Source organism: Bradyrhizobium sp. SZCCHNRI20481 (assembly GCF_032485055.1).
GTDB lineage: Bacteria > Pseudomonadota > Alphaproteobacteria > Rhizobiales > Xanthobacteraceae > Bradyrhizobium.
Genome location: NZ_JAUEUE010000018.1, coordinates 140,621 through 167,137, shown reverse-complemented (window position 1 = coordinate 167,137; position 26,517 = coordinate 140,621). Strand labels below are relative to the sequence as shown.

23 protein-coding genes are annotated in these 26,517 nt (G+C 65.8%); 7 read left to right on the top strand and 16 right to left on the bottom strand.

What is annotated here, in order from left to right; translation table 11 throughout:
- Positions 1 to 43: 43 nt before the first annotated feature.
- The 4 genes from QX132_RS27095 to parC form a co-directional block, all read right to left on the bottom strand.
- On the bottom strand, positions 44 to 1,318 hold the full coding sequence (locus QX132_RS27095) for an adenylate/guanylate cyclase domain-containing protein (protein ID WP_315786325.1): 1,275 nt from the start codon (positions 1,316 to 1,318) through the stop codon (positions 44 to 46).
- A 37-nt stretch (positions 1,319 to 1,355) separates the two neighbouring features.
- The gene (arsC, locus tag QX132_RS27090) at positions 1,356 to 1,760 is read right to left on the bottom strand and encodes an arsenate reductase (glutaredoxin) (protein ID WP_316163307.1); all 405 of its coding nucleotides are present in this window, start codon (positions 1,758 to 1,760) and stop codon (positions 1,356 to 1,358) included.
- Positions 1,761 to 1,966: 206 nt separating this feature from the next.
- The gene (locus tag QX132_RS27085) at positions 1,967 to 2,929 is read right to left on the bottom strand and encodes a cation diffusion facilitator family transporter (protein WP_316163306.1); all 963 of its coding nucleotides are present in this window, start codon (positions 2,927 to 2,929) and stop codon (positions 1,967 to 1,969) included.
- Positions 2,930 to 3,012: 83 nt separating this feature from the next.
- Entirely contained in the window at positions 3,013 to 5,265 is a 2,253-nt protein-coding gene (parC, locus tag QX132_RS27080; RefSeq protein ID WP_316163305.1) for a DNA topoisomerase IV subunit A, read from the bottom strand.
- Between the two features lie 397 nt (positions 5,266 to 5,662).
- Here parC and QX132_RS27075 point away from each other — a divergent pair, with 397 nt between their 5' ends.
- The 6 genes from QX132_RS27075 to QX132_RS27050 all read left to right on the top strand — a co-directional run bounded on the left by QX132_RS27075 (position 5,663) and on the right by QX132_RS27050 (position 12,402).
- Entirely contained in the window at positions 5,663 to 6,493 is an 831-nt protein-coding gene (locus QX132_RS27075) for an alpha/beta hydrolase (RefSeq protein ID WP_316163304.1), read from the top strand.
- A gap of 665 nt (positions 6,494 to 7,158) precedes the next feature.
- Positions 7,159 to 7,614 (top strand): hypothetical protein, encoded by a 456-nt coding sequence (locus tag QX132_RS33085; RefSeq protein ID WP_410052895.1) that lies wholly within the window; start codon positions 7,159 to 7,161, stop codon positions 7,612 to 7,614.
- A 253-nt stretch (positions 7,615 to 7,867) separates the two neighbouring features.
- On the top strand, positions 7,868 to 9,079 hold the full coding sequence (locus QX132_RS27065) for an ABC transporter substrate-binding protein (protein ID WP_315775178.1): 1,212 nt from the start codon (positions 7,868 to 7,870) through the stop codon (positions 9,077 to 9,079).
- A 10-nt stretch (positions 9,080 to 9,089) separates the two neighbouring features.
- On the top strand, positions 9,090 to 10,823 hold the full coding sequence (locus QX132_RS27060) for an FAD-dependent oxidoreductase (RefSeq protein WP_316163303.1): 1,734 nt from the start codon (positions 9,090 to 9,092) through the stop codon (positions 10,821 to 10,823).
- A complete protein-coding gene (locus QX132_RS27055) occupies positions 10,820 to 11,581 on the top strand; it encodes a glucose 1-dehydrogenase (RefSeq protein ID WP_315812799.1) in 762 nt (253 codons plus the stop codon). The genes QX132_RS27060 and QX132_RS27055 overlap by 4 nt, the downstream gene beginning before the upstream one ends.
- 32 nt (positions 11,582 to 11,613) lie before the next feature.
- Positions 11,614 to 12,402: an IclR family transcriptional regulator gene (locus tag QX132_RS27050; RefSeq protein WP_316163302.1), complete on the top strand. Its 789-nt coding sequence runs from the start codon at positions 11,614 to 11,616 to the stop codon at positions 12,400 to 12,402.
- A 3-nt stretch (positions 12,403 to 12,405) separates the two neighbouring features.
- Here QX132_RS27050 and QX132_RS27045 read toward each other — a convergent pair whose 3' ends face one another.
- The 3 genes from QX132_RS27045 to QX132_RS27035 form a co-directional block, all read right to left on the bottom strand.
- The gene (locus QX132_RS27045) at positions 12,406 to 13,029 is read right to left on the bottom strand and encodes a glutathione S-transferase family protein (RefSeq protein ID WP_315784453.1); all 624 of its coding nucleotides are present in this window, start codon (positions 13,027 to 13,029) and stop codon (positions 12,406 to 12,408) included.
- Positions 13,030 to 13,139: 110 nt separating this feature from the next.
- Positions 13,140 to 14,741 (bottom strand): FAD-binding protein, encoded by a 1,602-nt coding sequence (locus QX132_RS27040; RefSeq protein WP_316163301.1) that lies wholly within the window; start codon positions 14,739 to 14,741, stop codon positions 13,140 to 13,142.
- A 1-nt stretch (position 14,742) separates the two neighbouring features.
- Positions 14,743 to 16,404 carry an acetolactate synthase large subunit gene (locus QX132_RS27035; protein WP_316163300.1) on the bottom strand — a complete coding sequence of 554 codons (1,662 nt, stop codon included), beginning with the start codon at positions 16,402 to 16,404 and terminating at the stop codon, positions 14,743 to 14,745.
- Positions 16,405 to 16,559: 155 nt separating this feature from the next.
- Here QX132_RS27035 and QX132_RS27030 point away from each other — a divergent pair, with 155 nt between their 5' ends.
- Entirely contained in the window at positions 16,560 to 17,618 is a 1,059-nt protein-coding gene (locus tag QX132_RS27030) for a LysR family transcriptional regulator (RefSeq protein ID WP_316163315.1), read from the top strand.
- A gap of 22 nt (positions 17,619 to 17,640) precedes the next feature.
- Here QX132_RS27030 and QX132_RS27025 read toward each other — a convergent pair whose 3' ends face one another.
- The 9 genes from QX132_RS27025 to lepB all read right to left on the bottom strand — a co-directional run bounded on the left by QX132_RS27025 (position 17,641) and on the right by lepB (position 26,428).
- Complete coding sequence (locus QX132_RS27025) at positions 17,641 to 18,051, bottom strand: ACT domain-containing protein (RefSeq protein WP_316163299.1); 411 nt, start codon at positions 18,049 to 18,051, stop codon at positions 17,641 to 17,643.
- 9 nt (positions 18,052 to 18,060) lie between these two features.
- Positions 18,061 to 19,047: a glutathione S-transferase family protein gene (locus QX132_RS27020; protein ID WP_316163298.1), complete on the bottom strand. Its 987-nt coding sequence runs from the start codon at positions 19,045 to 19,047 to the stop codon at positions 18,061 to 18,063.
- Between the two features lie 151 nt (positions 19,048 to 19,198).
- Positions 19,199 to 20,245: a DUF2278 family protein gene (locus QX132_RS27015; RefSeq protein ID WP_316163297.1), complete on the bottom strand. Its 1,047-nt coding sequence runs from the start codon at positions 20,243 to 20,245 to the stop codon at positions 19,199 to 19,201.
- Between the two features lie 30 nt (positions 20,246 to 20,275).
- Positions 20,276 to 22,024, bottom strand: coding sequence for a phospholipase D-like domain-containing protein (locus tag QX132_RS27010; RefSeq protein ID WP_316163296.1), 1,749 nt, complete (start codon positions 22,022 to 22,024; stop codon positions 20,276 to 20,278).
- Between the two features lie 293 nt (positions 22,025 to 22,317).
- Complete coding sequence (recO, locus tag QX132_RS27005) at positions 22,318 to 23,058, bottom strand: DNA repair protein RecO (RefSeq protein ID WP_316163295.1); 741 nt, start codon at positions 23,056 to 23,058, stop codon at positions 22,318 to 22,320.
- A gap of 245 nt (positions 23,059 to 23,303) precedes the next feature.
- The gene (locus tag QX132_RS27000; RefSeq protein ID WP_315740252.1) at positions 23,304 to 23,684 is read right to left on the bottom strand and encodes a hypothetical protein; all 381 of its coding nucleotides are present in this window, start codon (positions 23,682 to 23,684) and stop codon (positions 23,304 to 23,306) included.
- A 2-nt stretch (positions 23,685 to 23,686) separates the two neighbouring features.
- Entirely contained in the window at positions 23,687 to 24,613 is a 927-nt protein-coding gene (gene era, locus QX132_RS26995) for a GTPase Era (protein ID WP_315758593.1), read from the bottom strand.
- A complete protein-coding gene (gene rnc / locus QX132_RS26990; RefSeq protein WP_316163294.1) occupies positions 24,603 to 25,670 on the bottom strand; it encodes a ribonuclease III in 1,068 nt (355 codons plus the stop codon). The genes era and rnc overlap by 11 nt, the downstream gene beginning before the upstream one ends.
- Positions 25,667 to 26,428 carry a signal peptidase I gene (lepB, locus tag QX132_RS26985; RefSeq protein WP_315740255.1) on the bottom strand — a complete coding sequence of 254 codons (762 nt, stop codon included), beginning with the start codon at positions 26,426 to 26,428 and terminating at the stop codon, positions 25,667 to 25,669. Before lepB ends, rnc begins: the two co-directional genes overlap by 4 nt.
- Between the last annotated feature and the right edge of the window lie 89 nt (positions 26,429 to 26,517).

The following is a 26,517-nucleotide window of genomic DNA, read 5'->3' as shown; positions in this document are numbered from 1 at the left end:
GAGCATGCTGGGCAGACTCGCTTCTGCGGGGCATTGACGTGGGTCAAGGGTGCGACATCTCGTCCGCCAGGTAGTTCTCGTAGGCCCGCGTGGCCGATGCGCTGCCGGCAAGTTCCGGATCGAGCGTGAAGAGATCCTGCGCGCGGCCGATGCCGCGCAGCGCGTAGCGCCCGGTCGACACCAGATAGCGGCGGCCTTCGTCGTCGAGCCCCTCGCAGAACTCGGAGGATGCCAACAGTTCGCGATCGACCGAGCGGCACATCGAGGCGATGCGGCTGACCTCGTTGACGGCCGGTCCCACGACGGTGAAGTCGAGCCGGTCCTCGCTGCCGATATTGCCGTAGAACACCTCGCCGACATGCAGGCCGACATAGGCCGAGGTGACGGGCCGTCCCTCGCCGGCGCGCCGCGCGTTCAGCTTCATGATGTTCAGCCGAAAGCGATGCTCGGCGCGCAGCGCAGCGTGACGGGCCGAGGCCATGTCGCCGCCGGTGAAGATCGCCAGCACGCCGTCGCCGATCAGCTTCAGCACGTCGCCGCCCGACTCGTAGATCGCGTCGATCGATGCCTCCGCATAGTCGTTGAGCAGCGGGATGATCTCGTCCGGCGAGATGCTCTCGCTGATCGCAGTCGAACTGCGCAGGTCGGAGAACCACAGCACCGCATTGATGCGCTCGGTGACACCGCGGGAGATCCGGCCGCGCAGCACCTGCTCCGACGCATCGCGGCCGAGATAGACGCGGCCAAGGGTTCGCACGATATCGACCTGCTGCGCGGATTTGATCGTCAGCGCGAGCAGCGGGACCAGGTCGCGCAATGCGCCGACCTGCGTGTCGGTGAAGCCGCCGTCACGCCGCGTCAGCCAGTTCGAATAGAAGCAGTCCATCTGGCCGAGCGTGCCGGCTTCCCCGAACCGGTGCACGAAGGCGAGATAGTGCCGATGTCCCTGGGCGGAAAGCTCCTCGATGACCGGAAAATCGAGATGCGCACAATTCGTGAAGTCGATGCTGAACTCGTCATGGCCGTTCTCCAGCATGTGGTGGAAGACCGAGCGCCGCCAATTCTGTGCCGCCTCTCCCTCATTGCTGGAGCCATATTCAAAGCTGTCGGCTTCGTTCGTGTCGAAATCGTTCCAGCGGAAGCCACGCCCCTCGAAAATCGGATGCAGCGTATCGATGATCGCAAGGCTGCGCGACAATTCAAGCCCGGCCACGCGGCAGCGCTCGCAGAAGCCGCGCAGGATCTCATTTTCCGGCATGCCGGTCAGGCTCTGAGCCACGAGCCAGTTCGCCACTTCGAGACGGGTCGCCGTGTCCATGGTTTCAGCTCACCAACGCGTCACGATCCGGAAAGCTTCAGGCAGGCCGGCTCACCACCTCGCCGTCCTCCTTGGTGAAGGAGGAGACGGGATGATCGAGCAGGTCGAGCACAAGTTCGGACGGGCGGCAGAGCCGCGCGCCCTTGCTGGTCACCACGATCGGCCGGTTGATCAGGATCGGATGCGCGAGCATCGCCTCGATCAGCTGGTCGTCGGTCCATTTGGAATCGCCCAGCCCAAGCTCGGCACAGGGCGTGCCCTTTTCGCGCAGCACGTCGCGCACCTTGACGCCCATCGCGTTGATCAGCGCAATCAGCTGCTCGCGGCTCGGCGGGCTTTTCAGATATTCGATCACCTCAGGCTCCTCACCCGAGGCGCGGATCATCGCGAGCGTGTTGCGCGACGTGCCGCAGGCCGGATTGTGAAAGATCGTCACGGGCATGGGCTGTCCAGTCGTTGCGTTCCAAAGGCACATTCCCGTGCCATGCGTCTCACCCCACGCATCGTGTCCCTGATGGTGCGGCCGCGATGCGGGAAATGGTCACTGTTATCACGGCGCCGCCGCCGGCCGGAATGGGAACTCCGCCGGTCGAGGGAAATCGCCGGCGCGCTGTGCAGACTGGCTGGCGGGAGCTGACCCATCGCGGCTCACACCACGTCGGCAGGAGCGAGCTTGCAGGCGCAGCCATCGGCCTCGATCTGCAGGGTCGGATGCTGGATGTTGAAGCGATGTGACAGCTCGGCGCAAACGCGATGCAGGAATGCATCATCCGTTCCGCCTGCCCGTACCAGATGCGCCGTCAGCGCGGTCTCGTTGGTGCTCATGGCCCAGATGTGGAGGTCGTGCACCTCGCTGACGCCGTCGAGGGAGGCGAGATATTCGCGCACCTCCGGCAGCGCGATGTCGCGCGGCACGGCGTCGAGCGCCAGATTGACGCTGTCGCGGGCGAGATCCCAGCCACTCAGGAGCACGACGAGCGCGATGACCAGGCTGACCACCGGATCGATCCACAGCCACCCCGTCCAGATCGTGACCAGCGCCGCGACGACCACGCCGAACGACACGGCGGCATCGGCGGCCATGTGCAGGTAGGCGCCGCGAATGTTGAGGTCGGTGTCGCGGCCGCGCATGAACATCATCGCGGTGGCGCCGTTGATGGCGATGCCGAGCGCGGCGACCCACAGCACGGTGGTGCCGGCCACCTCGCCCGGATTGCGCAGGCGATCGAACGCCTCGACGGCGATGCCGCCGACCACCACCAGCAGCAGCCCCGCATTGATCAGCGCCGCCAGGATCGAGGCGCGGCGATAGCCGTAGGTATGGCGGTCGGTCGGCCGCCGGCCCGCCAGCCACAGGGCGCCCCAGGCCAGGAGCAGCGACATCACGTCGGACAGATTGTGGACGGCGTCCGAGATCAGTGCCAGCGAATGCGCGGCATAGCCGAACACAAGCTCGGCGATGACGAAGGCCGTGTTGAGCGACACGCCGATCGCAAAGGCCACACCAAAGCTCACCGGCGCATGGCTGTGGCCGGCATGGCCGTGGGCATGTGAGGGGCCATGATCATGGGAATGGTCATGGCTGTGATGATGAGAATGCGAGTGCGCCATCCAACGTGCCCCCGGGCGATCGCGCACCTCGCGATCGCCCGCTGCCTGATATAGACGGCCGCTGGACGGATACTATTACGTCGCTACTCGATCGGCCGGTTGAACTTGTTCGACTTCGGCAGCCCCTGCGCGATGCGTCCGGCATCGGCGCGGTTGCCGCGGTAGTCGGCGAGCTCCTTCCAGCTCAGCCCCTGGTCGCGGCCGGCGGAATCCTTCCAGGCCAGTCCCTGCTTCTGCTCGAAGGTGGTGACGTCGGAGAGCTGCGCGCTGGTGTATTTCTGGAGCCGGACGCCGCGGCCGCGCGCCATCTCCGGCACCTGGTCGAGCCCGAACACCACCATCTTGTGGTTGGTGCCGATGACCGCGACCTGATCGCCCGCGACCGTCGTGATCGCGCGCGCTTCCGCCGGCGCGGTCACGTTGAGCACCTGCTTGCCCTTGCGGGTGTTGCTGACACAATCCTCCTCCTTGACCACGAAGCCCTGACCGTCCGAGGCGGCAATGAGGAACTTGCGCTCCCCCTTGTTGACGAACATCGACACGATCGAAGCGTCCTGGTCGAGATCGATGAACATGCGGATCGGCTCGCCGTGGCCGCGCCCGCCGGGCAGCTTGCCGACGTCCAGCGAGTAGAACTTGCCGTTGCTGGCGAACAGCAGCACCTTGGAGGTGTTCTCGGCGAAGAACGCCTGGCCGAGCTGGTCGTCGGTCTTGAACTGCAGGTTCGACAGGTCGGCGACGTGGCCCTTCAAGGTGCGCACCCAGCCCTTGTCGGAGACGACGACGGTGACCGGCTCGCGCTCGATGAAGGCTTCTTCAATAGCGGCGAGATCGTGCTCAGGCGCGTCGGCGAAATTGGTGCGGCGCTTGCCGAGCGGCGTCTTCGGCCCGAACATGTCGCGGACCGTCTTGACCTGCTCGCCGACCTTGGCCCATTGCAGCTCCTCGGATCCGAGCAGCGCATTGATGCCCTTCAGCTCGCCGCGCAGATTCTTGTCCTCGGTGCGGATCTCCATTTCCTCGAGCTTGCGCAAGCTACGCAGGCGCATGTTGAGGATGGCCTCGGCCTGCACCTCGGTGAGCTTGAACGTCTTCATCAGCACCGGCTTGGGCTCGTCCTCGGTGCGGATGATCCTGATCACCTCGTCGATGTTGAGGTAGGCGATCAAATAGCCGCCGAGAATCTCCAGCCGGTTCTCGATCTGCTTCTTGCGGTAGTTCGAGCGCCGCAGCAGCACGTCGCGCAGATGGTCGAGCCATTCGCGCAGGCACTCGGCCAGGCCCACCACCTTGGGGATGCGGCCTTTGATCAGCACGTTGAGGTTCAGCGGAATCTTGCTCTCGAGATCGGTGAGCCGGAACAGCGATTCCATCATCAGCGCCGGATCGACGTTCTTCGACTTCGGCTCGATCACGAGCCGCACGTCCTCGGCCGACTCGTCACGGACGTCGCCGACCAGCGGCAGCTTCTTCTCGTTGAGCAGCTCTGCGATCTTCTCGACCAGCCGTGACTTCTGCACGAGATAGGGAATCTCGGTGATGACGACGATCCAGGTGCCGCGGTTGCCCTCCTCCTGCTTCCACTTGGCGCGGACACGGAACGAGCCGCGGCCGGTGGTGTAGGCCTCGATGATCGACTCCTTGGAATCGATCACGGTGCCGCCGGTCGGGAAGTCCGGCCCCTTCACCCAGCGCAGCAGCGCACGCGACTTGGCGTCAGGCTTCTCGATCAGATGCAGCGCGGCGTCGCAGAGCTCCGCGGCATTGTGCGGCGGAATCGAGGTCGCCATGCCCACCGCGATGCCCTGGGCGCCGTTGGCCAGCAGGTTCGGGAAGCCGCCGGGCAGCACGACCGGCTCCTTCGACTGGCCGTCATAATTCGGCCGGAACTCGACGCCGTCCTCGTCGATGCCTTCCAGCAGCAGACGCGCGACGTCGGTCAGGCGCGCTTCGGTGTAGCGATAGGCCGCCGGATTATCGCCGTCGATATTGCCGAAATTGCCCTGGCCGTCGACCAGCGGATAGCGCGAGGAAAAGTCCTGCGCGAGGCGGACCATCGCGTCGTAGATCGCCTGGTCGCCATGCGGATGGAACGAGCCCATCACGTCGCCGACGATCTTGGCGGATTTCTTGAACGCCGTGCCCGGGTCGAGCCGCAGCAGCCGCATGCCGTAGAGGATGCGCCGGTGCACGGGCTTGAGGCCGTCGCGCGCGTCCGGCAGTGCGCGGTGCATGATGGTCGAGAGCGCGTAGGCGAGATAGCGCTCTTCCAGCGCATCCCGGAGCGTCACCTCGTGAATCTCGGCTGGTTCCGGCGGAATCAGTGATTTTCCCATTCGCGTTGAGCTTTCAGTGGGTTAGCCCTTGAGCCTGAGCTAGCGTGAACGATTTGGGAACAGGCTTTATGCGATGATGCGCTGGGGCGCAATGACGGCCCTGCCCGGTTCCCCGAGGAAAAAGCCGGGACTTCGGCCGCGGAACCGCAACCCGGCCCGAAAATCATGCAGTTCGCGTGACGCCGACGCATGTCGCAACGCTCACGGATTGAGCAGCCGACCCGCGTCCCGTTGAGGTGCAACGATGTCGCACACGAGTCTGTGTAGCTGAGATCGTCACCCGCCGTCGCTAAGGTGACGGCGTTCATCCTCGCCGACGCAACGGCCCTGCGAGGAGAGCCATCGCGCCGCGCCTTGAACGCGGCAGATCCCATCCAGTGAGAAAGGCAGATGCTCCATGAGCTCAGGATTCGTGACGACATCGGACGGCACGCAGATCTTCTATAAGGACTGGGGATCGGGCCAGCCCATCGTCTTCCACCACGGCTGGCCGCTGTCGTCCGACGATTGGGACGCGCAGATGCTGTTCTTCCTCGACAAGGGTTTTCGCGTCATCGCGCACGACCGGCGTGGTCACGGCCGCTCCAGCCAGACGGAGACCGGCAATGAAATGGACACCTACGCTGCCGATGTCGCTGCGCTTGCCGCGAAGCTCGACCTGCGAGACGCGATCCATGTCGGCCACTCCACCGGCGGCGGCGAGGTCGCGCGCTACGTCGCCAAGCACGGCAAGGGCCGCGTCGCCAAGGCCGCGTTGCTCGGAGCGGTGCCACCGATCATGCTGAAGACGGCGAACAATCCCGGCGGACTGCCGATCGAGGTGTTCGACGGCTTCCGCACGGCGCTCGCCGCCAACCGCGCGCAATTCTTCCTCGATATTCCGACCGGCCCGTTCTACGGCTTCAACCGCGACGGCGCCAAGGTTTCCGAAGGCGTGATCCGCAACTGGTGGCGCCAGGGCATGATGGGCGGCACCAAGGCCCATTACGATTGCATCAAGGCGTTCTCGGAGACCGACTTCACCGAGGACCTGAAGGCGATCGACGTGCCGGTGCTGCTGATGCACGGCGAGGACGACCAGATCGTCCCGATCGACGATTCCGCGCGCATCGGCATCAAGCTGTTGAAGCACGGGACGTTGAAGACCTATCCGGGATTTCCGCATGGCATGGCAACGACGCATGCTGACGTGATCAATGCGGACCTGCTGGCGTTCATCAGGGGCTAGGTTTACCGCGATCCCGTCGCGCATTTCACACACCACGTCACCCCCCGCGTAGGCGGGGGGATCCCGTACACCTTAACATCCGACTCCTCCCGGACTGCCGGTGATTGCTGGGTCGCCCGCCTGCGCCGGCGATGACTGCGTTCTACAATTGCCGTCATCGCGAGCGCAGCGACGCGATCCAGAGCCGGCACTGCGATTCTGGATTGCTTCGTCGCCTTCGGCTCCTCGCAATGACGACGGCATGCATGTCTGCCGTCTCGCGACGCCATCGGCGCCCGAGCTATCAGGATCGATCACCCTCACCTAACAGAGGGCGCAGGGAAGGCCGGACCTCGACTGAGGCCCGTGGCCCGCCTGCGAAAAAAATGCAGGCGGCAGGTACCACAGGTCAGCCGGACGACCCGGCCTTCCCTACGCGATGGGCTTCCGACTTATACGCAGTCTCCCCGGTGTCCGGGCTTGTTAGCCACCGTCATCCGCGCGATGCTCCGAGGCATCATTCGCGAACTTGACGCCAGCATCGGGGCGCCAGGACGCTGCGATTTCGTCGTCCTGCCGGACTCGTTCGTCCACGCGCAACGAGCGCGCTGCGATCCGACAGGCCACCGCTCCCCGCCTCGCGTGTCGTGACGATCGCGCGCAACGCCCCTCCGATGTGAGGCGGGATGCGCGGAAACATCGTCCTGATTTGCCCGACGACACAAGCCGTGCGGACTGCGGCAGATTGGCTCGACGGGCAATTGGCGCATGGGAGATCGCGCAATTCTGCATATCAGAAACGGGACCGCACGCAGCTCAGCGCGACCGCGGGAACCGATAGCGCCCAAAGCGCGTTCTCTCCGCATCAACGTAATGCGTATGCGATATCAACCGAAGCACGACCTGCTGGCGGGCATCTTTGCATGAAGAATTTTTCCGATGCGTCCTTTTCGCCTGATGTCATCGCGCTGATGACCGAAGCCCTCAACGCGTCGGTCGCCGCGCTGCCTGAGCCGGTGAGTTCGACGAACGTGAACCTGCTTGCGGAAGCCGTGCTGCGTGCCGCCAAGGCCGGCGAGCGCGACGTCACCGCGATGCAGCGGCTCGCGCTGCTCGAACTGCAGATCATGCCGCGCATGTAGAGCGGATCACAGGCTTTCCTACAGTCGTAAAGCATCCCCAACGCGCTCACTTCGGACCTCTTGGTTCGAGATGCGCCGCACGCGGCGCTCCTCACCATGAGGACGTCGGATCGCGCCTGACGCGCCGCCGGCCTCCATCTTCTATCCCCCGGCCGCTGCGCCACGTCCCACCCGTTCGCAATTGACAAATCTATTCGTCAATGTCTAATTCCCATCACCGCCGACAGAGCGGAGCAAAACGGGGAGGATCTTCATGCGACGGCAGCTGCTCGCCTGCGCGTTCCTGGCAACGACATCATTCATCGCGACAGGCGCTTCAGCCCAGGTTTCTGACGACGTGGTGCGGATCGGCGTACTCACCGATCTCTCGAGCTGGGGACGCGACAACAGCGGGCCGGGCTCGGTCGAGGCGGCCAAGATGGCGGTCGAGGAGTTCGGCCCCAATGTGCTCGGCAAGCCGATCGAGATCATCAGCGCCGATCACCAGATGAAGACCGACGTCGGAACGACGGTCGTGCGCGACTGGTTCGACAACGGCAAGGTCGACGCCGTCGTCGACATCCCCAACTCCGGCATCGCGATTGCCGTGCACAACATGGTGCGCGAGCGCAACAAGATCGCGCTGCTGTCCGGTCCCGGCGCGAGCTCGCTGACCGACGAGCTGTGCAGCCCGAACACCGTGCATTTCACCTATGATACGTATGCGCTGTCCAAGGTGACGACCTCGGCCGTGATCGGCCAGGGCGGCAAGTCCTGGTACTTCATCACCGCGGACTACGCCTTCGGCCAGCAGTTGGAGAAGGACGCCACGCGCTTCATCAAGGAGCTCGGCGGCACCATCCTCGGCGGCGTCAAGCATCCGACCAACACCGCCGACTTCTCCTCCTTCGCGCTGCAGGCGCAGAGCTCCAAGGCCGACGTCGTCGCCTTCGCCAATGCCGGCCAGGACACCGACAACGCGATCAAGCAGTCCGGCGAGTTTGGCCTGGTGAAGGGCGGCCAGAAGCTGGTGGGCCTCCTGATGTTCGACACCGACGTGCATGCGATCGGGCTCGAGGCCGCGCAGGGCACCTACATGACCACGGCGTCCTATTGGGCGATGGACGAGGCCACCCGCGCCTGGTCGAAGAAGTTCTACGCCCGCGCCAAGGTGATGCCGACCATGATCCAGACCGGCGTCTACGGCTCGGTGCTGCACTATCTCAAGGCGATCAAGGCGGCCGGCACCGATGATCCCAAGGCTGTCATGGCGAAGATGCGCGAGCTGCCGATCGAGGACGCCTTCGTTCACGGCGGCAAGTTGCGCGAGGATGGCCGGGTCATCCGCGACATGTACCTCGCCCGCGTCAAAAAGCCGTCGGAGTCGAAGGAGCCGTGGGACTATCTGGAGATCGTCAAGACCGTGAAGGGCGAGGATGCGTTCCGGCCGGTCTCCGAGTCCAAGTGCCCGTTGCTGAAGAAGTAGGAGCGCGCGCATGAGCGGAGCCGATACCAAGGACGGCGACAGCTATGATTGCGACGTGCTGGTGGTCGGCTCCGGCTGCGCCGGGCTGTCGGCGGCGGTCACCGCCGCCTATGCCGGGCTGAAGGTCATCGTCACCGAGAAGGAGCCGCGCTTCGGCGGCACCACGGCGCGCTCGGGCGGCTGGCTGTGGATTCCGGGCACGTCGCTGGCGAAGGCCTGGGGCATCGACGAGCCACCCGAGCTGGCGCGCAGCTATCTGCGTCATGAAGCCGGCAACAGTTTCGATGCGGCGCGGGTCGATGCGTTCCTGAGCAAGGGCCCGGAGGCGGTCGACTTCTTCATCGGCAAGACGGCACTCAAGTTCGACATGCCGCTGACCTTCCCTGACTATCACGCGGAGGCGCCGGGCGGCACGCAGGGCGGCCGCTCGATGGTGACGCGGCCGTTCGACGGCCGCGAGCTGGGCGATCACATCAACGATCTCGGCCAGCCGCTGCCCGAGCTCACCGTGTTCGGCATGATGCTCGGCTCCGGCAAGGAGATCATCCATTTCATGCGCGCGACCAAGTCGCTGGCGTCCGCGTTCTATGTCGCCAAGCGGCTGTCGAAACATGCGCTGGACGTGCTGCGCCATGGCCGCGGCATGACGCTCACCAACGGCAACGCGCTGGCAGGGCGGCTGGCGAAATCCGCGTTCGATCTCGGCATTCCCCTGTGGCTGTCGTCGCCTGTGGCGGAGCTGATCCGCGACGGCGATGCCGTGCGCGGCGCCGTGGTGACGCGGCAGGGCCGGCGCATCCGAGTGAATGCGCGGCTCGGCGTGGTGCTTGCCTGCGGCGGTTTCCCGCATGATGTCGAGAGGCGCAAGGCGATGTTTCCGCATGCGCCGACCGGCCAGGAGCATGTGTCGCCCGGCCCGGTCGGCAACACCGGCGACGGCTTGCGGCTGGCGGAAGCGGTCGGCGGCCGGGTCGAGGACGGCCTGCCGCATGCGGCGGCCTGGGTGCCGGTCTCCGTCACCACGCGCAAGGACGGCAGCAAGGGCGTGATGCCGCACTTCATCGACCGTGCCAAGCCCGGCGTGATCGCAGTGACCGCGGACGGCGTGCGCTTCGCCAATGAAGGCAATTCCTACCACGACTTCGTGCAGGCGATGGTCAAGGCGGCCAAGCCCGGCCGCGAGATCGCGGCCTGGCTGATCACCGATCACCGCTCATTGCGCCGCTACGGCCTCGGCTGCGTGCCGCCGTTCCCGATGCCGCTCGGGCATCATCTCAGCACCGGCTATCTCAAGCGCGGCGCGACGCTCGCCGAGCTCGCGCGCGTAGCCGGCATCGACGCGATGGCGCTGGAAGCAACCGTCGCCGCCTTCAACGCCGATGCGGCGCTGGGCCAGGATCCGACCTTCGGCAAGGGCTCGCGCGCCTACAATCGCTACCAGGGCGATGCGCTGCACGGGCCGAACCCGTGCGTGGCGCCGATCAAGGACGGGCCGTTCTACGCGATCAAGATGGTGATCGGCGATCTCGGCACCTATGCCGGCATCCGCACCGACGAGCATGCCCGCGCGCTCGATGCGCAGGGCCAGCCGATCGAGGGGCTGTATGCCGCCGGCAACGACATGGCGAGCATCATGGGCGGCAACTATCCCGGCGCCGGCATCACGCTGGGCCCGGCGCTGACCTTCGGCTACATTGCCGGCCGGCATCTCGCCGAACGCGCCAGGCAAAGGAGTGCCGCATGAGCGACAGTCAGATGTTGGCCGGCAAGCTCGCGCTGGTGACGGGCGCGGCGCACGGCAATGGCCGCGCGATTGCGCTGGGGCTCGCCGGCCGCGGCGCCGATGTTGTCATCACCGACATCGACTTGGACGGCGCCGAACGCTGCGCCGCCGAGATCCGCGATCACGGCCGCAAGGCGTGGGCACATCGGCTCGACGTCACCGACGCCGCGGGCTGCACCGCATTGGCGGCGCAGTTGCGCACCGAGGTCGGCGCCATCTCCATCCTCGTCAACAACGCCGGCATCATCATTCGCGAGGGCATCGACTCAGCCCGCGCGCCACAGAACTGGCAGCGCGTGCTCGACGTCAATCTCAACGGCGTGTTCAACGTCACCTACGCGTTTCTCGCCGCCTTGCGCGCGACGCGCGGCACGATCGTCAACATCGCCTCCGTCGCCTCCTTCATCGGCATCAGCAACACGCTCGGCTACTCGCCCTCCAAGGGCGGCGTGAAGTCGCTGACCCAGGCGCTGGCGCGCGAGCTCGCCGCCGACGGCATCCGCGTCAACGCGATCGCGCCCGGCGTGATCGCCACCGCGATGACGGAGTCGACCCGCAACGATCCCGAGCGGCTCGCCGGCTTCATGAGCCGCACGCCGCTCGGCCGCGTCGGCCAGCCCGAGGAGCTCGCGGGCCCCGTGGCGTTCCTGGTCTCGGACATGGCGTCCTACGTCAACGGCGTGACCTTGCCGGTCGACGGCGGCTTCCTGGCGGTGTAGGCACGGCGCCGGACCAGGGGGCACAACGAGACATGGGACGAGAAAGCCGCGGCATTCAGTCGATCGAGGTCGGCGGCACGTTGCTGCAGGCACTGGCGCGCAGCGGCGAGCCGATGATGCTGCGCGACCTCGCGCGCGAGGCCGGGCTGCCGCCGGCCAAGGCGCATCCCTATCTCGTCAGCTTCTCGCGCATCGGTTTGATCGAACAGGACGAAACCACCGGACGCTACGAGATCGGCCCGCTCGCGCTCGAGCTCGGCCTGATCAGCCTGCGGCGGTTGTCGGCGGTCCGGATCGCGACGCCGAAGATCGCAGCGCTCGCCAGCGCCATCGATCACGCGGTGTCGCTCGCCGTGTGGGGCACCAACGGCCCGACCGTGGTGCGGCTGGAGGAGCCGAGCCATCCGGTGCACATCGTGATGCGAGTCGGCTCGATCATGGCGCTGCTGGAGACGGCAACCGGCCGGGCCTTCGCGGCGTTCCTGCCGCCGAAGACCGTGAAGGCCGCGCTCGACACCGGCCTCGATCGTCTCGGCGTCGGCTACAATCCGAAGCGCGCGCCCAGGAGTCCGAAGGTCGCGGAGATGCTGGCCGAGGTGCGCGCGCAGGGGCTCGCGCGCGCCGTCGGCGATCCGCTGCCCGGCGTCAACGCCTTCGCCGCGCCGGTGTTCGATCACGCCGGCCACGTCGCACTAGTCATCACCGCGATGGGCCCGGCCGGCACCTTCGACGCCGGCTGGCAGTCACCGCTGGCGACGCGGCTGCGCGCCTGCGCGGCCGAGATCTCCAAGCAGCTCGGCCACGGCATCGCGCAGCCGTGACGCTCAGGCCGCGACCGAGCGCTTCTCCGGCCACGGCTCGGCCCACGCCGGCAGCCGCATCAGGCCATCGAGCCAGCGCACGATGTTCGGAAACGACTCCATCGGCATCTCGGCCTCGCGCCAGTCGGTCGCCATCGACGCCGCCGCGAAATCGGCGATGGTGAGCCGGTCGCAGGCGATGTGGCTGCGCGCCCGCAGATGCGCATCGAGCACGGCGGCGAAGGTCTTCAGGTTGGCGACCTTGCCGGCCAGCGCGGCACGGTCAGGCACACCGAGGCCGAACGTCTTGCGGACGATGTGCTCGAAATAGAACGGTCCGACCGCCGGCGCCCAATGGCAGTCGTTCCACGCCAGCCAGCGCAGCACCTCGATCTGCTCCTGCGGATCGCGCGCCGGCCACATGTCGCAGCTCTCGCGGATGCAGAGGTGCGCCATGATGGCGGTCGACTCCCACAGCACGGTGTCGCCGTCGACCAGCACCGGCGCCTTCATGTTGGGGTTGAGCGCGGCGAACTCCGGCGTCTTCAGGCCGCGGCTGATGTCGATGAACTCGGCGGGAACGCCGAGGTGCTTGACCAGCGCCAGCACGCGGCGCGGCGCCTGGGCCTTGATCCAGTAGATCTTCATGACGGGTCTCCATCTCCTGTGCCTTGAAGACGAACGTAGCAGCACCGGATCGACAGTGACGGAGCAAAAATTCAGCGGCGGTTCCGCCGACTCGTACGGTTCCCGTAGCGTCACATTGCGCGCACCGCCGCCCGTGCGGTGAGAATGCAACCCGGCAGGAACGTACCCTCCAGCGAACGCTTGCCCGACGCGCCGCCGCCGCCGAAGCCGGCCGCTTCGCCGACCGCACAGAGGCCGCCGATCGGCGCACCCGTGGTGTCGAGCACCCGGCTCTGCAGATCGGTCTTGAGGCCGCCGAGGCTCTTGCGGGTGATGAGTTGCATATGAATGGCGATGTAAGGCCCGGCGCCCGGGGCCTGCAGCGGCGCAGGCTTGCAGGTGCGGAGCTTGTCGGGCCCCCATTGCCGCGCGTGCAGGATGCGGCGCAACTGGTCGTCGTTGTGGAGCTTGTCGCCATTCCCAAAGTTCGCGTCGAAGGCGTCGACGGTGGCCTGCAGCACCTCCGGCTTCACGTCGCCGGTGCCGGTCAGCGCATTCATCTTCGCGGCGAGACCGGCCAGCGTCTCGTCGACCAGGAAGTGCCGGCTCTCGCGCTGCATCTGCCTGACCAGGCGATGATTGCCGAACAGGGTCTCCTTGAGGAACATCGGCATCTGCCGGTCGCGGATGCGCGGATTGTGCTCGGCGCCGGAGATGGCGAACTCCTTGGCGGCGATGCGCCAGTTCAACAGATGCCACGTATACGGCTTCTCCTGCGCCGCGACGCGCTGGCACAGATCATGGGTGTCAAAGCCGGTCACCAGCGGCTCGGGCCCGATGCGCTCGCCCCTGTGATTGAGCCACAGTGCCGATTTGCACGGCACCAGCGACAGGCCATGGCCGTCGAAATGCGGAAACGGATGCGGGATGCCGGCGGCGTAGTTCCACATCTCGCCGGCATGCGTGATCTCGGCGCCGAGCGCCTCGGCCGCGTGGTGATGCAGCTTGCCGTCGGAGAACGGATGCGCGCCATTGAGCATCGCCTGCGGCAGCGGCCGGCTCTTCACCCAATTGGCGCGGGCCTCCTCGTGGCTGCCATTGAGGCCGCCCATCGCCAGCACTGTCAGCGGCGCGGCGATGCGGATTTCGGCGCCCGTCTCCTCGTTGACGGCAACAACGCCCGATACGGCGCCGGCAGCGCGATCGAGGCTGACGACGCAGTGACGGTGCAGCACCATCAGCCGGCCGCCGCTATCGGCCGCACGCATCGCCTCGATCATCACACGCGTGAGCCGCTGCGAGGTGCCCCAGACGATGTGATAGCGCGGCAGCGCATTGCCGTCGCCGTGCCGGCCGCGCTCGACCCAGTTCACCGCCGGCATGAAGGTCAGGCCGTGCGCCAGCAGCCAGTCGTAGACCTCGCTGCGCGAATGCGCGACGTAGTAGCGCGCCCATTGCAGCGGCCAGTGTTCGGCGGCGTCGAGCTCGCCAAACCTGATCCAGTCGCGCAACGCGATCTCGGGCGTATCCGGGATCTTCATGCGCGCCTGCAACGGCGTCCCGACCAGCGCCATGCCCCCGAACGCCCACAACGCCAGCCCGCCGAACCGCTCGGGCGTGTCCCTGTCCACGATGGTCACCGACTTGCCGGCGCGCAGTGCCTCCAGCGCGGTGACGATGCCGGCGAGACCGCCGCCGGCGATAACGACATCGGATTGCAGCGTCGCGCTCATGTCACGGCGCGATCTTGCGCTTGAGCATCCGCGCCACCGGCAGCGGGACGCGGTCGAGCGATCCCAAGAGGTGCGGCAAAAGCTTCAGCTTGAGGCCGGTCAGCGCCGGCGGCACCATGGCCTCGATCAGATGCGGCCCCGGCCGCGCCAGCGCCCCCTGCAACGCGCTGGTGAATTCGTCCGGCGTGCTGACGCGGGTCGCGCGTACCCCCATGCCGTCGGCGATCTGCGCGAGCTTGAGGACCGGTCCGTGAAGGTCGAGCTGCGCCCGCGCCTTCGGTCCGATCTCCTCGGCGCCGACCCGCTCCAGCTCGACGTTGAGCACCGAGTAGGATGCATTGTTGAAGATCACGGCGGTGACGTTGAGCCGCTCGCGCGCGATCGTCCACAGCGACTGGATCGTATACATCGAGCTGCCGTCGCCGATCAGCGCGATCACCGGCCGGTCCGGACAGGCGATCGCCGCCCCGATCGCATTCGGCAGCCCCTGCCCGATGGCGCCGCCGGTCAAGGTGATCAGATCGTGGCGCGGCGCGCCCGCGGTGAATTTCGACAGCATCAGGCCGGAGCTGATCGCCTCGTCGATGATGATGGCGTTCTCGGGCAGGAGATGACCCACGGCCTTGCAGACCTTTTCCGCGGTGAGCTTCTTGCCGCGCGGACGTCCGGGCCGCGAGGCCGGTGACAACGCCGGCGTGGCGCGCGCTGCCTCCAGGGCGGCGGCAAGCCTGGTCAGGCTGCACGCGGCGTGCTGCGCCGGCGTCGACAAGGTCAGCACCTTGCAGCCGTCATGCGGCAGATAGCTCTTCTTGCCGGGATAGGCGAAGAACGACACCGGCGCCTTGGCGTCGACCAGGATCAGCGTGTCGATCTCCTTGAGCTGAACCTGCGCCATCTCGGCGAGATAGGCGATCCGCTCGACGGCCGGCAGGCCCGCTCCACGCTGCATGCGTGTCGGAAAGGTTTCGGCGTAGACCTTCACACCGCAGGCTGCGGCGATGCGCGCGGCCGCCAGCAGGGATTCCTCGTGCAGCGCCGTACCACCGAGCAGAAGCGCGCTGCGGCCGCCCGACTTGATCGCCTCGGCGACGGCCTGCACGGCGGAATCGTCAGCGGGCGCCGGCGGCTCGATCACCGGCGCCGGCTCGGCGACGCCGCCCTCCCCCCAGGACACGTCGGCCGGCAGGATCAGCGTCGCGACCTGCCCGGGCCAGGAGCACGCCGCCTTCACGGCCGCCACCGCGTCGCGGCACAGCTCCGACGTCACCTGTGAGGTCCAGACGAATTCCGGCGAGACGTTGCGCGCGACGGTCTCGATATCGGACTGGAGCTGCGCGTCATAAGGGACATGATAGGTGGCGTGGTCGCCGACGATGTTGACGACGGGCACCTTGCCCTTGCGCGCATTGTGCAGATTGGCGAGGCCGTTGCCGAGGCCGCAACCGAGATGCAGCAGCGTTGCCGCGGGCGTGCCGGTCATCCGGGCGTAGCCGTCCGCCGCACCGGTCGCCACCCCTTCGAACAGGCACAGCACGGCGCGCATCTCCGGCGCGGAGTCCAGCGCCGCGACGAAATGCATCTCGGAGGTGCCGGGATTGGTGAAGCAGACCCGAATGCCGGAATTGACCAGGGTCCGTATCAGAGCTTGTGCGCCGTTGGGCATGAGAAAAGCCTGTTGCGGGGAAACTGCCGCAGCTCGGGGCGACTTGGCCGGCCCCGCCATGGCATTTCCCCTGTTTATATTTGCGCCATTTTGGAATTGACGGTCTCAGAAATCCAATGAATTGTTATGGCTTGATCAATGATTTCGGTGCATCGATGTACACCCCCACCCTGCGCCAGCTGCAGCAGTTAGTCTACCTCGCGGAAGAGCGGCATTTCGCCCGGGCGGCCCAGCGCGCCCACGTCACGCAGTCGGCGCTGAGCCGCAGCTTGCAGACCCTGGAGGACGCCGTCGGGATGCGGCTGTTCGACCGCAGCTCGCGCTCGGTGGAGATCACACCGGTCGGCGAGCGACTGGTGGCGCGGGCCCGCTCGCTCCTGTCGAGCGCAGACGACCTTGGCCGCGAGATGCGCCTGCTGCGCTCGGGAGATGCCGGCGAGGTGACGGTGGGCGTCGGCGCGTTCACCGGGCTGACGCTTCTGCCGGATGCCATGGCGCGGCTGTATTCGGAGCACCCGTCCGTGCGCATCATCGTGGTGCAGGACAATTGGCGCGCCCTGATGGAGGTGCTGCAGCAAGGAAAGCTCGATTTCTTCCTCGCGCACATCACCGACATCCGCGCCGACGACAGCCTCGACATCGAGCCGCTCGGCGGCCTTCCAGGACACTTTTACTGTCGGGCGACTCATCCGTTGGCGCGCCGACGGGAGCTTTCGGCACGCGAGCTCGCCGGCCAGCACTTCGCTTCCGTTGCGCTGCCACCGGAATTCAGCAGGCGCCTGGAAGCGCTCATCGCTGCGCCGGAGGGCCGCGGCTTCGACGTCGCGCTCGAATCCGAGAACGCGAGCCTGCTGATTCAAATGGCCATTCGCTCCGACATCGTGCTCGTCGCCGGCGATGCCGTGCTCACCCATGAGCTCGCCTCCGGCCAGTTGGTCAGGCTCAACGTGGCCGAACTGAAAGAGCCGCGCGCGTCGGACCTGCTGATGGCGCAGTTCGGCATCCTGCGGCTGAAGGGACGGACCCTATCGCCCGCAGCGATGATGCTGATGGACCTGGTGCGCGCGCAAGCTGCGCGAACGCTGACCGGACCACGCCGGCCGCCAGCTCCCCGCGCCGCACGTGACACGCATCGGTCTCGACCCGTCCCACGCAAGAAGCCGAGCACAACCGGACGTAACCAATCGCGTCATCCCACCAGGGGCAAAGCCTGACTCGGTCGCCGGCCTTGCGCAATCATCTGCTGGCCGCGCTGCGGGACATCTCCTGCAGAAGCCGTATCGCCTGCTCTCCCTGCGCTTCCGGGACGAACAGGTGATCATGATGAAAGGCCGAGACAGCGTTGACGCTGATGCCCGCCCCTGCGAGGCAGGTCGTGACCGCGGCGAGGAAGCCAACCGCATCGAGCGCTGATAGCACCGACAGCGTGATCAGGCGCGCGACGAACTGATACGGCAGCCCGACCTGCTCGGCGTCCTCGCACCGGACGATCAGCGTGATCCCTTCGCGCTCTCGAAACAGCATCAACGGTGTCAGCTCGACCGGGATGTCGTGATGCGTATCGACAGTGCAGAACACGAATACGCCGTCCTGCAGCTCGGGAGCCATCGTGCGCAGCAGCGTATCGAGGTTGGGTTCGCCCGCCATGGATCCTCGTCAGTTCGCCGCGAGGCGCTCGCGACCATGCGGCACGGTGAAATCCTGCAGCGGCCCGACCGGGACGATGCCGGTCGGGTTGATGGTGCGATGGCTCTCGTAGTAGTGCCGCTTGATGTGCTCAAAATTCACTGTCGCGGCAATCCCCGGCCATTGGTAGAGATCGCGCGTGTAGGCTGAAAGATGCGGATAGTCGGCGATGCGGCGGACGTTGCACTTGAAGTGGCCGACATAGACGGCATCGAAGCGGATCAGGGTCGTGAACAGCCGGATGTCGGCCTCGGTCACGGTGTCGCCGAGCAGGAAGCGGCGCGTCGACAGCCGCTCCTCCAGCCAGTCGAGCGTGGCGAACAGCGGGCCGATCGCCTCCTCATAGACGGATTGCGTGGTCGCGAAGCCGCATTTGTAGACGCCGTTGTTCAGCGTATCGTAGACGCGCGCGTTGATGGCGTCGATCTCATCACGCTGGGCTCGCGGATAATAGTCACCTTGCTTAGCGCCGACGCCGTCGAACGCCGAGTTCAGCATGCGGATGATCTCTGATGACTCGTTGTTGACGATGGTGCGGTTTTGCTTGTCCCAGAGCACGGGCACGGTGACGCGGCCGGAATAATGCGATTCCGCGGCGGTGTAGACCTGGTGCAGAAGGCCGGCGTGATTGACGCTGTCGGCCACGACGCCCGGCCCCTCGGCAAAGGTCCAGCCCTGCTCGCGCATCAGCCAGTGCACGACCGATACTGAAATCATGTCATCGAGCCCCTTCAGGGTGCGCATGATCAGGGTGCGGTGAGCCCATGGGCAGGCCAGGCTGACATAAAGATGGTAGCGGCCCGCTTCGGCCTCGAAGCCGCCGGTGCCGGACGCGCCCGGACGGCCGTCAGCCGTGACGAAGCTTCGGAACGCCGAATCCTTGCGGATGAAACGGCCGCCGGACGCCGCCGTGTCGTACCAGACGTCGTGCCATCGGCCGTCGACCAGGACTCCCATCACGCTCTCCTCTCACACCGTGGCCTGGGCGGAGGGCGGCAATGTGCCGCCCTTTTGCCTTGGTCCCTCGCATGACAGGAGTACACATCGCTCCGCCGCTGCGCCAGCGGAGAGCCCGCGCTTCAAGGCACGGCTCCGCCGAAACACGCGGTCACGACTGGAACGGGATGGTGCGGCCCGGCTGCGCCGCCTGTTCCCGCGTATAGGAGACGCCGTGCACCTTCACGCCCGCGGCATTCAACAGGGTGATGATTCCGCCGCGGTTCGACAGCGCGACCGGCGCGACGATGGGCACCACCAAGGTGGCGCCGCGCGCGATCGTGCCGCTCAGTTGCATGGCGTTCTTCTGCCTGTCCTTGATCTGCCAGCCAGTGAGATCGACGTCGACATCGGCGGTGTTCAGCAGCGTGACCGTCTCGTGCTCCGGCGTGCGCACGTCGTTGACATAGGCCGCGATGATCCGCACCAGCCCATCGGGCACGTCGAGCGGCGGAATGTGGTCACGGTCGGGAGGCGTATGCGGCGCGTTCGGGTGATCGGGATCGGGCGGAAGGATGACCCCTCCGCTGGCATCGTCCGAATGCCAGGCCTGGGTCTGGAATTTCAGGAAGACGGCGACCCATTGCTGCTGGTCGGGAAACTCGAAGAGCAGTCCGCCATCCTGCCAGGGACCGTTGTCCTTGGCGTATTTGCCGGGCGGATTGCCCTGGTTGAAATGGATGTCGTGGATGCCGCGGCCTGGCTTGAAGCCGAAATAGCGGTCGGCCTTGTCCTCCGGTCCCCATGCGACGCCGAAGGCGTAGATGAGAGCCGTCTCGTCCGACATGGCGCGCTGAACGTAGGCGTCGATCTTCTCGTTGAGATCGTTGTCGGGGCCCGCGGCCGACAGCGGCAGCGGCTTCAGCTCCCATGGCTGCATCAGATTGCCCCGGATGAAATCGAGTGCCACGCCGCCGGGCTTGCTCTCCAGCGGATGCAGCCCTTCCGAAAACGCCTTCAGGCCATCGACGATCGGATGTTCGAAGCGCGAGCGGACCAGGAATTCGACCTCGCTGCCATCCTGGGAGCGGACATTGATGGCGATGCGATAGAGCTCACCATCGGCAGAGACCTGCACCTGATAGTGCGGACTGCTTCCCGTCGCCAGACGATTGTTGATGGGCCGACCCTTGAGAAGCGAATAGTCGTTCAATGGCATGGTCGTCTCCAACTCTGTCCGTAACGATATCTAGGACGAGAACAGCAATCGATCGCGTTCGGCCTGCGACCCCTCGACATAGAAGCGCTCGAACCAGGCCGGCTTGCCGGACAATGCGGTCGGCTTGCGCAGCGTGATCGCGGCAGGCGCGGATGCAGCGCGCTGCCGCTCGGACTTGCCGTGGAACGCGTCGCGCATCCGGTTGCGAAACTGCAGGTGATCGAACACGCGGGTGGCCTCGATCGCATACGACGTGGCGATCTTTCGGTCCTCGATCATGATGAGATGGTCGCCGTTGCCCTTCTCGCCGCTCGGCGAGAAGTTGCTCGATCCGGTGAACACTTTCGCGGTCGGCAGGCTGAAATCGGTCACCAGGAATTTGTGATGGATGTTGCGGCCCTTGCCGCCGGACCATTCGCTGCGGAACGGCTCCGGCGCCTTGCTCGCGAGGTAGGCGAAATCGACGAGACCGATCGAGCCGTCGGGCTTGCGCAGCTCCAGCGCGCCGCGCTTGTCGACGGTACCGTAGCTGAAGATCGGCCGCTCCATCACGCGGTCGAACGCCTCCTTGGTCGGACCGTCACCGAGCTGGCTCAGAAATGCGACCGAGTAGAACACCGACGAGGTGGCCTGATCGATCGCGGCCCGGATCGGATTGAGCGAGAGATCAGTGGCCTGATGCGGTGAGAAGCAGAGCTGTACGGTCGGCTTTCCCTCGGTGTGGACGGCGTGCCACTTCTTGGAAAAATCATTCGTCCGGAAGGCCGAGGGGTCCTCGAAGGCGATGTCGAACATCTCGCCGAACAGCCCGGCGACGTCCTGCGAATGAAAAACCAGCATGTTGTTGGCCTGAATATAGAGGCCGCGGAAGGTGAAATTGGTCGAGCCGCACAGCACCTTCTCGGGCTTGCCGTTGCGGCGCGAGATCAGGACCTTGTTGTGCTGGAGATTGCTGAAATGCGTGCGCAGCACGGCAGCACCCGCCTGCTTGAAGCGCTTGGCGCTGCGCGATTCCGCGCTGCCGGGCAGCTTGTGGCTGTTATCCTTGGCGTTGGAGTCGTCGATGATCGCGCGCAGCCGCGGGCCGAACTGCTCCAGCAGGCCGATCACGTCGGGCTCATTGAGGTCATAGGCCATCACGTCGAGCGTGAGCCCGGGATCCGCCAGGGCTTCTTTCAAGAAGCTGAACAGGAGGTCGTAGGCCTCGAACCCCAGCCACTCGTAGACGCTGTCGCCGGCCTCGTTGGCGAGGTCGAGCTTCTCGAAGCTCGGCCCGTCGCGGCTCTCGACGGGGATGATCTCGGCATTGTTGCCGAACTGATCGCGATAGGCCTGAGACGAGGCGAAGTTGCGGGTGAAACCGATGTCGATGAGGCCATCATAGGTCACGGCGCTCTGCGTGATGTCGAGCGAGAGGCTGGTCCCTGCCACGAGCGTGCCGTCGTTGCGCATGTGCTGCTTGGCGACGCGATACGTATAGACTCCGTCCTTGGGCCGGTAAGGAAAATGGATCCAGCGGAATTTCTGGAACGGCGCCTCGGTCGACGGGAAATTCCGGTTGCCGTCGACCTCCGCGCCGGCCCCGGCCGGATAGGAAAACGCGATCCTGTTGCGCAACTGGGAAAAATCCCGCGCGCCCGGCGACTTCACCTCGATCGAGAATCCGACCAGATCGGGTTCGGGCTCGGCGACGTCGAAGCCGATCATCGTCATGCGCTCTCCACGCCACAGCTTGGACGTGAACCCGTTGCTGGATTTGCTGTTCTCGAAATCGCTCATGATCGAAATGCCCCACGGTGATGAAAAAAGGCGCGCACGAAACGCATCTCGCCGAAGGGCTACAATCTTCGCCATGAGCCGCGGACGACGCAACCTCAAAATGATGTGAAACTGGTCATCAACCAGGATTGTTGCATGATCCTACGTCGGTCATGTGAAGGCGGATGTGAATGACGTCACAGTCGGAGACGGTATCCGGATCAGCTTTGCCGTGATGCCGGCGCGTGTGTCGTCAGTCTCGACGTTGGCGAACAAGCGCGAGGGCACATGACGACGAGCGTCGAAACCGAGCCCTATCGCGGGGCGGGCCTAGCCCGCGTCACGGCGTTGATGAAGCCCTCGCGGGCGTCGGAATGCCCCTGCCCGCGCGGCTCCAACACGTGACGCAACAGGAACAGGCCGGTCAGCCGGAAACCGTCGAGCAGATCCTGCTGCGACCAGCCATGGCCCTGGTCGCTCTCGCGCAGGAAGGGCGGCAACGGCAGCAGCCGGTCGGCCCATGGCGCGCCGGCCGTGCGCGACACCGCGCCGCCCGACTTCGGGGATACGTAGATCAGGTCCGAGGTCTCACCGGTCGCAGCGCAGGAGTCGAGATCGAGCCCGAAGCCGAGTTCGGCGAGGATCGCCAGCTCGAAGCGTACGATGTGGACGGCGGCGCCGCCCGCATCCTCGAAATCATCGAGCGCATGTTCGAGCCGCAGATACATGTCTTCGTGCGGATCGCGCTCCGGCAACAGCCGGGCCAGCGAGGCAAGATGCGTCACGCCGTAGGCGCCGTGTTGCGCGGAGATCAGCCCCGCCGCCCGCAAGGTCAGCGCGTCGATGGCGTACATGCCGAGATGCTCGTCGAGCCGCGCGCGCCAGATCGCGCGCACCGTGTTGCCCGGCTGCAGCACCGGCCGCATGCGCTTGCCGCTCGCCCCGCGCACGAGACCGAGATGCCGGCCATGCTCGCGGGTCAGCAACTCGACGACGGCCGAGGATTCGCCGTGCCGCCGCACGCCCAGCACGATGCCATCGTCGGTCCATTCCATCGGTGTGGGTTCTCCACCACTCGCAGACGCCAAGCCGTGAGCGCCAGTCGACGATCAAGCCCCAACGTTGCTCGCGCGTGCTGCCGCCACAAACACCGTCATTGCGAGCGCAGCGAAGCAATCCAGAGTTTCACGCGCAGCCCTGGATTGCTTCGCTGCGCTCGCAATGACGGAATGATCGTTATGCGCCAAACGCAGGGTGGGCACGCTGCGCTTTGCCGACTCTGCATTCTGCATTCCATCCATCACGCGTTGAACCAGCCGCGCGCATCGCCCGTGAACGAGTAGTACAATCCCATCGTCGTCAGCGCGCAGGAGATGACCTCGATGCCGGCATCGAGCGTCATGCCCTTCTGACCAATCACCTGCACCAGGGAGATGTCGGACAGCACCAGCGCCGCCAGCAGCACCCAGCGCGGCCAGTTCTTGCGGCGCTGCGCCGCCAGATAGACGAAATAGAACAGCAGCAGGATGACCACCCCGTTGAGCACGGTCTGCGCGGTGATCATGTCCTCGGTCATGTCGAAGGTCGGCGTCCGATCCGAGACGGCAACAGACAACGCATCCAGCATCAGCGAGATGTAGAGCAGCACTTCGAACCACAACACGTTGCGCGGCACGCTCATTGTCATTCCCTGGGGAACTCGAGCCCCATTTCCCGGTAGCGGTCGGGATCGTCGCCCCAGTTCTCGCGGACCTTCACGAACAGGAACAGGTGCACCGGCACACCGGTGATCTCTGAGATTTCCTTGCGCGACTGCGCGCCGATCGACTTGATCGTCGCGCCGCCCTTGCCGAGCACGATCTTGCGCTGGCTGTCCCGCTCCACGAAGATCGTCTGCTCGATCCGGATCGAACCGTCCTTGCGCTCGGTCCAGCTGTCGGTCTCGACGGTGGACTGATACGGCAGCTCCTGATGCAGATGCGAATAGATCTTCTCGCGGGTGATCTCGGCCGCGAGGTGCCGCATCGGCGCGTCCGACATCTGGTCCTCGGGATAGTGGAACGGACCGGGAGGCACCATCTCCGCCAAGGCCCGCCTGAGATCGTCGACTCCGTCGCCCGAGATCGCCGAGATCATGAAGGTGCGCGCGAAGGACAGCTTCTCGTTGGCAGCCGCGACCAGCGCCAGCAGCTTCTCGCGCGGCACCAGGTCGACCTTGTTGACCACCAGGATCTTCTCGTGCGCGACCGCGGCCGCCTTGTCGATGATGGACTGCGCCTCGTCGTCGATGCCCTTCTTGGCATCGAGCAGCACGCAGACGACATCGGCATCATGCGCCCCGCTCCAGGCCGTCGTGACCATGGCGCGGTCCAGCCTGCGCTTCGGCGCGAAAATTCCGGGGGTGTCGACCAGAATGATCTGAGACGCGCCTTCGATGACGATGCCGCGGATCAGCGCTCGCGTCGTCTGCACCTTGCGCGAGACGATCGTGACCTTGGAGCCGACCAGCGCGTTGACGAGCGTCGATTTGCCGACGTTGGGCGCGCCGATCAGCGCAACGAAACCGCAGCGGGTCTGGACAGCCGGCACTGATTGCTGTTCAGCCGTCATTGCTGCCGCCGCTGACGCCTTCGCGCTCGATCATGACCGATGCCGCCACCTTTTCTGCCGCCCGCTTGGAGCCACCGACGCCTTCAGCGGGCTCCAGGCCCGGCAGGTCGACGGCGACGCGGAACTGCGGATCGTGATGCGGGCCGGTGCGCTCGACCTCCCGGTACACCGGGGTCGGCAGGCCCTTGCCCTGGGCCCATTCCTGCAGCACCGTCTTCGGATCGCGCAGCGGGCGCCGCGGCTTGTGCATGCGCTCGGTCCAGTTGCGCTCGACGAAACCCGCGGCGGCCGCGTAGCCACCGTCGAGGAAGATCGCGCCGATCACCGCCTCGCAGACGTCGCCCAGCACCGACTTGCGCAACCGCGCCCCGGCGCCGGCGCCGACCGCGCCGAGCTTGATGTCGTCGAGCAGGCCGAGCGACTTGGCGACGTCGGCGCAGCTCTCCTTGCGCACGAGATCGGCCAGCCGCTTCGACAGCTCACCCTCGTCCGCGCTCGGAAACGAGCGATACAGCATGTCGGACACGATCAGGCCGAGCACGTGGTCGCCGAGGAATTCGAGCCGCTGATAGCTGTCGCCACGCTTCTTGGACGACTTCAGCGCCGAGACGTGGGTGAAGGCGGTGCTGAGCAGTGACGGATCGGCGAAGTGATGACCGATGCGCGCCTCGATCGCGGCATTGGCGGCTTTGTCCGCGGCCTTGGCGCCCTTGGCGGCGCCGGTCCCCGCGCTCTTGGTACGGCGACTGCCCTTCGCCTTGCTGCGCGGCTTGCCGTCGGGATCGGTCTCGGCAACGAGCAGGGCCGTGCCCGCCGCGTCCGGGCTCGCGATCGCCGATTCGGACTCGACGGTCTTCGTATCCGCCTTGAAGCTCGGCTTCGGATCGGTCTTGGAATCGGTCTTCGACTCGATCTTGGGCTCGCTCTTCTGCTCAGGCTTGATCTCAGACTTCGGCCGCGACGCGGCCTTGGGCGTCGCCTCCAGCGCACCCGTGCCGGGTTGCGGGCTCGATGCGGCAGCCTGCGTCGTCTGGATTTCGGGTGAGTCGTCGATCATCGGACGAATTTGAAGATTCGATTCCAGCGCACCGATACCGGCCAGCGCCAGAACGCCCAGGCATGCTCGCCTTCGGCAATGGAAAAGAAGATCAGCTGCGCGCGGCCGACGATGTTCTCGAACGGCACGTAGCCGACCTGGCTGAGGAATCGGCTGTCGGTCGAGTTGTCGCGGTTGTCGCCCATCATGAAGAAGTTGCCGGCCGGCACGGTATACACCGCGGTGTTGTCGACATAGCCGTTGTCGACGCAGTCGAGCGTCTCGTAGCTGACGCCGTTCGGCAGGGTCTCCTTCCAGCGCTTGACGCGCGCGGTCGAGTCGGGCTGCCCGCAGGGATCCTCGCCGATGAAATCGGAGAGCCGCTCGCGCTGCACCGGCTTGTCGTTGACGTAGAGCAGCCCTTCGCGCACCTGGATGCGGTCGCCAGGCAGGCCGATCACGCGCTTGATGTAGTCGGTGGTGTCGTCCTTGGGCAGACGAAACACGACGATGTCGCCGCGGCTCGGCTCCGAGCCGAACATGCGGCCCGAGAACAGCGGCGGCGACAGCGGAATCGAGTAGTGGCTATAGCCGTACGAATATTTCGATACGAACAGATAGTCGCCGACCAGCAGGGTCGCCTTCATCGATCCGGAGGGGATGTTGAACGGCTGGAACAGGAAGGTGCGGATCACCAGCGCAATCAGTAGCGCATGAACGACGACGCGAACGGTTTCACCGAGGCCGCTCTCAGTCTTGGTTCCGGAGGTCACGCTCATCGCTCTTTCAATGTCCCTTGGCGAATGGTCCGACGATTCGCCAGCCGTTGCCGAACACCCCTCCGCCCGCGAACACCATACCGTTCCGC

Excerpts from the sequence above, each read along its gene's own strand:
- QX132_RS27095 (WP_315786325.1), bottom strand. The coding sequence starts at position 1,318 with ATGGACACGGCGACCCGTCTCGAAGTGGCGAACTGGCTCGTGGCTCAG.
- arsC (WP_316163307.1), bottom strand. The coding sequence starts at position 1,760 with ATGCCCGTGACGATCTTTCACAATCCGGCCTGCGGCACGTCGCGCAAC.
- QX132_RS27085 (WP_316163306.1), bottom strand. The coding sequence starts at position 2,929 with ATGGCGCACTCGCATTCTCATCATCACAGCCATGACCATTCCCATGAT.
- parC (WP_316163305.1), bottom strand. The coding sequence starts at position 5,265 with ATGGGAAAATCACTGATTCCGCCGGAACCAGCCGAGATTCACGAGGTG.
- QX132_RS27075 (WP_316163304.1), top strand. The coding sequence starts at position 5,663 with ATGAGCTCAGGATTCGTGACGACATCGGACGGCACGCAGATCTTCTAT.
- QX132_RS33085 (WP_410052895.1), top strand. The coding sequence starts at position 7,159 with ATGCGCGGAAACATCGTCCTGATTTGCCCGACGACACAAGCCGTGCGG.
- QX132_RS27065 (WP_315775178.1), top strand. The coding sequence starts at position 7,868 with ATGCGACGGCAGCTGCTCGCCTGCGCGTTCCTGGCAACGACATCATTC.
- QX132_RS27060 (WP_316163303.1), top strand. The coding sequence starts at position 9,090 with ATGAGCGGAGCCGATACCAAGGACGGCGACAGCTATGATTGCGACGTG.
- QX132_RS27055 (WP_315812799.1), top strand. The coding sequence starts at position 10,820 with ATGAGCGACAGTCAGATGTTGGCCGGCAAGCTCGCGCTGGTGACGGGC.
- QX132_RS27050 (WP_316163302.1), top strand. The coding sequence starts at position 11,614 with ATGGGACGAGAAAGCCGCGGCATTCAGTCGATCGAGGTCGGCGGCACG.
- QX132_RS27045 (WP_315784453.1), bottom strand. The coding sequence starts at position 13,029 with ATGAAGATCTACTGGATCAAGGCCCAGGCGCCGCGCCGCGTGCTGGCG.
- QX132_RS27040 (WP_316163301.1), bottom strand. The coding sequence starts at position 14,741 with ATGAGCGCGACGCTGCAATCCGATGTCGTTATCGCCGGCGGCGGTCTC.
- QX132_RS27035 (WP_316163300.1), bottom strand. The coding sequence starts at position 16,404 with ATGCCCAACGGCGCACAAGCTCTGATACGGACCCTGGTCAATTCCGGC.
- QX132_RS27030 (WP_316163315.1), top strand. The coding sequence starts at position 16,560 with ATGTACACCCCCACCCTGCGCCAGCTGCAGCAGTTAGTCTACCTCGCG.
- QX132_RS27025 (WP_316163299.1), bottom strand. The coding sequence starts at position 18,051 with ATGGCGGGCGAACCCAACCTCGATACGCTGCTGCGCACGATGGCTCCC.
- QX132_RS27020 (WP_316163298.1), bottom strand. The coding sequence starts at position 19,047 with ATGGGAGTCCTGGTCGACGGCCGATGGCACGACGTCTGGTACGACACG.
- QX132_RS27015 (WP_316163297.1), bottom strand. The coding sequence starts at position 20,245 with ATGCCATTGAACGACTATTCGCTTCTCAAGGGTCGGCCCATCAACAAT.
- QX132_RS27010 (WP_316163296.1), bottom strand. The coding sequence starts at position 22,024 with ATGAGCGATTTCGAGAACAGCAAATCCAGCAACGGGTTCACGTCCAAG.
- recO (WP_316163295.1), bottom strand. The coding sequence starts at position 23,058 with ATGGAATGGACCGACGATGGCATCGTGCTGGGCGTGCGGCGGCACGGC.
- QX132_RS27000 (WP_315740252.1), bottom strand. The coding sequence starts at position 23,684 with ATGAGCGTGCCGCGCAACGTGTTGTGGTTCGAAGTGCTGCTCTACATC.
- era (WP_315758593.1), bottom strand. The coding sequence starts at position 24,613 with ATGACGGCTGAACAGCAATCAGTGCCGGCTGTCCAGACCCGCTGCGGT.
- rnc (WP_316163294.1), bottom strand. The coding sequence starts at position 25,670 with ATGATCGACGACTCACCCGAAATCCAGACGACGCAGGCTGCCGCATCG.
- lepB (WP_315740255.1), bottom strand. The coding sequence starts at position 26,428 with ATGAGCGTGACCTCCGGAACCAAGACTGAGAGCGGCCTCGGTGAAACC.